This window comes from Streptomyces sp. NRRL B-1140 (assembly GCF_001280065.1).
In the GTDB taxonomy this organism is placed as follows: Bacteria; Actinomycetota; Actinomycetes; order Streptomycetales; family Streptomycetaceae; genus Streptomyces.
Genome location: NZ_LGEA01000116.1, coordinates 45780 through 52882 on the forward strand (window position 1 = coordinate 45780; position 7103 = coordinate 52882).

5 protein-coding genes and 1 pseudogene are annotated in these 7103 nt (G+C 69.2%); 2 read left to right on the forward strand and 4 right to left on the reverse strand.

The features are described from left to right. The first annotated feature begins 184 nt into the window (after nt 1-184). Nucleotides 185-1268: pseudogene (locus ADK65_RS28640) on the forward strand (RecB family exonuclease). A 14-nt stretch (nt 1269-1282) separates the two neighbouring features. Beyond that, on the forward strand, nt 1283-1954 hold the full coding sequence (locus tag ADK65_RS28645) for a response regulator (protein ID WP_053673884.1): 672 nt from the start codon (nt 1283-1285) through the stop codon (nt 1952-1954). Between the two features lie 69 nt (nt 1955-2023). Here ADK65_RS28645 and ADK65_RS28650 read toward each other — a convergent pair whose 3' ends face one another. The 4 genes from ADK65_RS28650 to ADK65_RS28665 form a co-directional block, all read right to left on the reverse strand. Beyond that, a complete protein-coding gene (locus ADK65_RS28650) occupies nt 2024-3607 on the reverse strand; it encodes an ABC transporter substrate-binding protein (protein ID WP_053673890.1) in 1584 nt (527 codons plus the stop codon). 110 nt (nt 3608-3717) lie between these two features. Beyond that, complete coding sequence (locus ADK65_RS28655) at nt 3718-5322, reverse strand: ABC transporter substrate-binding protein (RefSeq protein ID WP_053673885.1); 1605 nt, start codon at nt 5320-5322, stop codon at nt 3718-3720. Between the two features lie 409 nt (nt 5323-5731). Beyond that, a complete protein-coding gene (locus tag ADK65_RS28660) occupies nt 5732-6472 on the reverse strand; it encodes an HAD family hydrolase (RefSeq protein ID WP_053673886.1) in 741 nt (246 codons plus the stop codon). 126 nt (nt 6473-6598) lie between these two features. Next, nucleotides 6599-7103, reverse strand: a 505-nt coding sequence (locus tag ADK65_RS28665; protein WP_324614314.1) for a vitamin B12 dependent-methionine synthase activation domain-containing protein, incomplete at its 5' end; no start/stop codon positions are given.

Below are 7103 nucleotides of genomic sequence, written 5' to 3' on the forward strand. Positions count from 1 at the left end.
GTCCCCTCGATCGAAGCGTCTCCCGCGCCTGCCGGACGGGAGGGTCTCGAGTCGATGGTATGCGTCCGTCGTGGCGCGTTTCGCCCCGGCACCCCTGTGTTTCCCGTACGTCGACCTCCTCTCCCGGCTTCCCCCACGGAACGCGGCCGGGTCACTGTCAGTGGCGGGCCGTAAGGTCTGGGGCATGGAGACGAGCACCGAGGGCGCGGGGCAGCCCGACAGCAGTCCGGCCGCGGCGGTGGATCCGCCGGGCCCGGCCGGGCCTGCCGAGGCGGCAGTGGGGACGGCGGCGGAGGTACGGACGGAGGCCGAGGCCCGGCCGGTGGCGGAGGCAGCGGCCGAGACCGCCGCCGTGAGCGCCCTCGTGACCGGGTCCACCGCCATACCGCCGGCCTCGCTGTCCCCCTCGCGTGCCAGTGACTTCATGCAGTGCCCGCTGCTGTACCGCTTCCGGGTGATCGACCGGCTGCCGGAGAAGCCGAGCGAGGCCGCGACCCGGGGCACCCTGGTGCACGCCGTGCTGGAGCGGCTCTTCGACGCCCCGGCGGCCGAGCGCACGGCGCCGCGGGCGAAGTCGCTGATCCCCGGTCAGTGGGACCGGCTGCGCGAGACGCGGCCGGAGGTCGTGGAGCTGTTCGCCGACGATCCCGAGGGTGAGCGGCTGGCGCGCTGGCTGGGCGAGGCGGAGCAGCTGGTCGAGCGCTGGTTCACCCTGGAGGATCCCAGCCGTCTGGAGCCGGCCGAGCGGGAGCTGTTCGTCGAGGCCGAGCTGGAGTCGGGGCTGCGGCTGCGCGGCATCATCGACCGGGTCGACGTGGCGCCCACGGGCGAGGTCCGCATCGTCGACTACAAGACGGGCAAGGCACCCAGGCCGGAGTACTCCGAGGGCGCCCTGTTCCAGATGAAGTTCTACGCCCTGGTGGTGTGGCGGCTGAAGAACGTGGTCCCCCGGCGGCTGCAGCTGGTCTACCTCGGCAGCGGCCAGGTGCTGACGTACGACCCGGTCCTCGCCGATCTGGAGCGGGTGGAGCGCAAGCTGCTGGCGCTGTGGGAGGCGATCCGGCTCGCCACCGAGACGGGTGACTGGCGGCCGCGCCCGACGAAGTTGTGCGGCTGGTGCGATCACCAGGCGCACTGCCCGGAGTTCGGGGGCACTCCCCCGCCGTATCCGCTGCCGGTGCGGGCGGGGGGACTTCCCGTGCAGCCCGTCGCCGGTGAGGGTGCCTGAGTCCGGTGGGCCCGCGCAGGGCAGAATGGGGCCGGACTAGCGAAGGAGACTTACGTGGCCATCCGCGTCCTACTGGTCGACGACCAGCCGCTGCTCCGTACCGGCTTCCGGATGATCCTGGAGGCCGAGCAGGACATCGCGGTCGTCGGGGAGGCCGGTGACGGACTGCAGGCACTCGACCAGGTGCGTGCGCTACAGCCCGATGTGGTTCTGATGGACATCCGCATGCCGCGGATGGACGGTGTGGAGGCGACCCGGCAGATCACCGGGCCCGAGCGGGACGGCCCGGCGAAGGTGCTGGTGCTGACCACCTTCGATCTCGACGAGTACGTGGTGGAGGCGCTGCGCGCCGGTGCCAGCGGGTTCCTGCTCAAGGACGCGCCCGCCAACGAGCTGGTGCAGGCCATCCGGGTCGTCGCCGGGGGCGAGGCGATGCTCGCGCCGAGCATCACGCGCCGGCTGCTGGACAAGTACGCCACGCATCTGCCGTCGGGGGACGAGCCGGTGCCGGACACGCTGCACACACTCACCGACCGGGAGGTCGAGGTGCTGAAGCTGGTGGCGCGCGGGTTGTCCAACGCGGAGATCGCCGCCGATCTGTTCGTCAGTGAGACCACCGTCAAGACGCACGTGGGGCATGTGCTGACGAAGCTGGGCCTGCGTGACCGGGTGCAGGCGGCGGTGTACGCGTACGAGAGCGGGCTGGTGCGTCCGGGCGCGCAGTAGCGTCCGCGATCCGGTACACGAGAGGGCGCCTCCCGCAGAGCGGGAGGCGCCCTTTTTCGCTTGGGTGCGTCAGGCGTCCTTGCTGAGTTCCCAGAAGCGGAAGACCGTCGAGGCGTCGAGGCAGTACTCGAGGCCGTAGACGCCGTCGCGGACGACCGCGTACTGCTTGGCCTGCCACACCGGCAGGACGGGGAGTTCGTCGGCGACGATGTCCTGCAGTTCGCCGAACTCCTTGTCGGTGGAAGCCCGGTTGGTCAGGGCGGCGGTGCGTGGGATGAGCGAGCCGGTGATCGTGCTGTTGTCGTAGTTGTTGCTCAGCACGTTGCCCTCGCCGAAGAAGGGGGCTGTGAAGTTGTCGGCGTCCGGGTAGTCGGGCACCCAGCCCTTGACGTAGACGCCGTACTTGCCGGCGGCGATGTCCTTCTCGTACTGGCCGAAGGGGACGGACTTGACGCTCGCGTCGAACAGGCCGCTGGTGTTGAGCTGGCCGGCGATGGCCTCCAGCTCCTGGTCGGTGGCGGGGCCGTAGCGGGACGGGGTCGACCAGAGGGTGAGCTTCACCCTGCCGGTGATGCCGTCCTCGCGCAGCGCGGCCTGGGCCTTGGCCTTGGAGGGGCGGGCGCCGTAGGTGTCGAAGAAGGCCGTGTTGTGGCCCGCGATTCCGGCCGGGATGATCGAGTACAGCGGGGTGGCGGTGCCCTGGTAGACGTCCTTGATGAGGGCTTCGCGGTCGAGCAGGTGGGCGATGGCCTTGCGGACGCCGATCTTTCCGGCGACCGGGTCGTCCATGTTGAACACCAGGTGCTGGACCTCGGCGCTGCTGCCCTCGACGACCTCGGTGCCGGTGCCGTCGTCGGCCTTCTCCATGTCGGCGACGTCGCCCGCGGTGAGGCCGCGGTAGGCGATGTCGACCTCCTCGTTCTGGATGGCCTGCTTCAGGGCGGTCTGGTCGCCGTCGAAGAACTTCAGCGTCACGCCGGTGTTCTTCACCTTGGCGGTGCCCTTGTAGTTCTCGTTGACGGAGAAGACCGCCTGGTCGTCGTCGATCGAGTCGAGCTTGTACGGGCCGGAGCCGACGGCCTTGTGGTCCTTGCGCAGCTTGCCCGCGTCGTACTCGTCGTGGTCGACGATGGACCCGGCGCCGGAGGCGATCTTGCTGGGGAAGGTGGCGTCGGACGTGTTGAGGTGGAAGACGACCGTCGTCTCGTCCGGTGTCTCGACCTTGTCGAGCGTGGGGAACATGATCGCGGGCCCGTCGGGGTCGTTGATCTTCAGCATCCGGTCGAAGGAGAACTTCACGTCCTCGGAGGTGAGCTTGTCACCGTTGCTGAACTTGAGGCCGTCCTTCAGCGTGCACCGGTAGACCGAGCTCTGCGTGTCCGTGAAGGTGCAGCTCTCGGCGGCCTCCGGCTGGGGTTCCGTGGCGCCCTTGGGGAAGCTCAGCAGGGACTGGAAGACGTTGTTGAACAACAGCCAGGAGCCGGGGTCGTAGCCGGAGGCCGGGTCCGTGGCCAGGACGTCGTCGGACATCCCCACCACCACGTTGGAGCCGTCCCCCGCGGAGTCTCCGCTCTCCGTGCCACAGCCGGTCAGCAGTCCGGAGGCGAGCCCGGCCACGATGGGCAGGACCGGCCACTGGTTGCGTAGGTTCACGTGTGTGCCTTTGTCGTCGGTTCTCGAGAACTCCCGGAGCACGTCCCTGGCTCCGGGGCACGGTTCCCCGGGGGCCACGGTCACCGGCCCCCGGGGATCCATCGGGTCGGTCAGCCGCTCACGCCCCGCCCGAGCTCCCACAGCTGGAGCGTCGAGGCGGAGTTGAGCGCGTACGCGGTACCCGTGACGTCGTCGCGGGCGGCGACGTACTGCTTGCCCTGCCACAGGGGCAGCACCGGCACGTCGCCGGCGACGATGTCCTGAATGTCCGTCAGGCTGCTGGAGGCGGACAGCCGGTCCGCCTCGCGGCGGGACTCCGGGATCAGGGTGTTGCGGATCTGGCGGTTGGCGTACGGCGAGCCGAGGGTGTTGTCGGCGTCCAGGAACGGCGCGAGGAAGTTGTCGGCGTCCGGGAAGTCAGGGAACCAGCCCATGCCGTAGACGTCGTAGTCGCCCTTCTTCTCGGCCGGGCGGAAGGTGTCCCAGGGAGTGCCCTTGATGCCGACGTCGAAGAGGCCGCTGGAGTTCAGCTGGTCGCGCAGGACCTCGAACTCCTTCTTGGTGGCCGGGCCGTAGTGGTCGGTGGTGTAGTGCAGCGTCAGCTTCACCGGGGTGGTGATGTTCGCCTGGTTGAGCAGGGAACGGGCCTTGGTGACGTTCGGCTCGCCGTACTTGTTGAAGAACGAGTTGGAGTGGCCGGTGACGCTGGCCGGGACCAGCGAGTACAGCGGCTCGGCCTGGGAGCCGTAGACCTTGGAGACCAGGGCGCTGCGGTTGACGACCTGGGCCATCGCCTGGCGTACGGCCTTGGACTTCACCGTGGGGGCGTCGGTGTTGAAGCCCAGGTAGCGGATTTCCAGGCCGGGCATTTCGACGAGGTCGATGTCGGTGTCCGCGTCGCCCGAGAGCTTGCGGATCTGGTCCGGCGACATGGCGCGGGTCATCAGGTCGATGTCGCCCTTGTTCAGCGCCTCGCCCATGGCGTCGGCGTCCTTGAAGGACACCATGTCGACCTTGTCGTTGTTCACCTTGAGGGTCCCCTTGTAGTCGGGGTTCTTGGTGAACTCGGCCTTGACCAGCTCGTTGTTCTCGACGTCGGCCTTGAGGGTGTAGGGGCCCGAGCCCTCCAGGTCGAAGCCGTCGCGCAGCTTGTTCTTCGGGTAGTCCTCGGGGTCGACGATGCCGGCGACCGGGGTCGACAGCTTGTAGGGGAAGGTCGCGTCGGCCGTCTTGAGGTGGAAGATGACCTCGCGGTCGCCCTGGGTCTCGATCGTGTCGATGGTGGACAGCAGCGCGAACACGCCGCTGTCGGCCTTGAGGGAGCGGGCGCGGTCGATGGAGTACTTCACGTCGGCCGCGGTGACAGCGTTGCCGTTGGAGAACTTCAGGCCGTCGCGCAGGGTGCAGGCGTAGCGCTCGTTGCCGGTGTCGGTGAAGCCGCACCGCTCGGCGGCCTCCGGTACCGGCTCGCCCTCGCCGCGCGGCTGGATCATCAGGGTCTGCACGGTCTGGCGCAGGATGTTCCAGGTGCCGACGTCGTAGGCGTAGGCCGGGTCGAGGGGCGCCGGGGCGTCCTTCGAGGCGGTGAACCGGTCCGTGGTGCCGACGACGATCGCGTCGCTGTCGCTGCTCCCGCTGTCGGACCCTCCGCAGGCGGCGAGCACCGGCGCGAGCAGGCCGATCACGGCCGGCAGCACCAAAGTCTTGCGGTTCATGCTCGAGTTTCTCCAGAGCTGTCGACTCCGTGTACCCGGCATGCAGGGGTGGCGCAGCGGATCACGGGGGTGGGGCGATGTTCTCGCGACGAGGTTAGTCCGGGCCGGCAGGAGGGTTCGCAACCACCGGAGTTGAGCACCCATCACGCTGTGGAACCGGGCGCGGACAGACCGAAAACCCGACAGCGGAAGCTTTGGTGCAGCGTTCCATCAATCGGGACACAAGGGCACGCCGACCACCCCCGTGAGGGGGTGCCCAGCACACGCCGAATCGGCTGTCGAGCCCGGAATGCGTGGGGAACGTCACACGCGTAAACGGGTTCGAAGGTACGGGAATTCGATCGTCCGGAGGGCTGCGAATTCACCTTCGGAATTGCCGCTCTAACGCCGCTGCACGCTGGGTGAACGCCTAGCGCATTTCCGTCATCAGGCCGTGCAGAAATGTCAGGTCGACCTCTTCGAGGGAGGTGACGACCGTGCGGCGCAGGGCGGGCGCGATGGGGGCCACGGAGGGCACGGCCACGACCTGACAGCCCGCGGCTTCGGCGGCGGCGACTCCCGTCGCGGTGTCCTCGATGACGGCGCACCGGGCCGGGTCCGCGCCGAGTCCGGCGGCGGCGGCCAGGTACGGGTCGGGGTGGGGCTTGGTGCGCGGCACCTCGTCACCGGCCACGGTCAGGCTGAAGTGGTGGGCTCCGAGCGAGGTGAGGACCCGGTCGATGATGCGCCGGTGCGAGGCGGAGACGAGGGCGGTGGGGATCTCGTACTCGTACAGCTCGGCGAGCAGCCGGCCGGCGCCGGGCATGAGCGGCAGGGCGCGGTCGATGCGGGCCTCGAATCCGTTGTTCAGGAGCACGGTGAGCTCCTCGAGGGGGATGTCGGCGCCGGTGGCCTCGATGAGGAAGCCCGCGCTGCGGGTCATGGGACCGCCGACCACGACATGCCGCCAGGACTCGTCGAGCGTGTGGCCGAGGGAGGCGAAGACCTCGACCTCGACGTCCCACCAGAAGCCCTCGGTGTCCACCAGGGTGCCGTCCATGTCGAGGAGCACCGCTTGCAGGGCGGAGCCCTCGGCCGTTGGGGTATCCCCTGCTCGAGCGGAGCCGAGAGCTTGGGGAAGTGTTCCGAGCGCGGGGACCGTACTGGTCATCCACGTACCTCCTTGAGGGACGTTCAGGCCGGCTCCCACGAGGGGAACCGGCCTGCGGTGGACCGACCAGTCTACGTCGTGCGCTGGAGAAGCGCCTCTTTTGGCCCGTGTGCCCGGTGGGACGGCTCAACGGGCGTTGAAGTACTTCGCCTCCGGGTGGTGGATCACGATGGCGTCCGTGGACTGCTCGGGGTGCAGCTGGAACTCCTCGGACAGCCGGACGCCGATGCGCTCCGGCTCCAGCAGGTCGGCGATCTTCGCCCGGTCCTCCAGGTTCGGGCAGGCGCCGTAGCCGAGGGAGAAGCGGGCGCCCCGGTACTTCAGCTCGAACATGCCCTGCATCTCGTCCGGGTCCTCGCCCGCGAAGCCGAGCTCGGAGCGCACGCGTGCGTGCCAGTACTCGGCGAGCGCCTCGGCCAGCTGCACGGAGAGCCCGTGCAGTTCGAGGTAGTCGCGGTAGGCGTTGGCCTCGAAGAGCCGGGCGGTCTCCTCGCCGATGCGCGAGCCGACGGTGACGACCTGCAGGCCCACCACGTCCGTCTCGCCGGACTCCTCGGGGCGGAAGAAGTCGGCCAGGCACAGGCGGCGGCCGCGGCGCTGGCGCGGGAAGGTGAAGCGGGTGCGCTCGTTG

Coding starts and splice junctions, on each gene's coding strand:
- ADK65_RS28660 (WP_053673886.1), bottom strand. CDS start 6,472: ATGACCAGTACGGTCCCCGCGCTCGGAACACTTCCCCAAGCTCTCGGC.
- ADK65_RS28655 (WP_053673885.1), bottom strand. CDS start 5,322: ATGAACCGCAAGACTTTGGTGCTGCCGGCCGTGATCGGCCTGCTCGCG.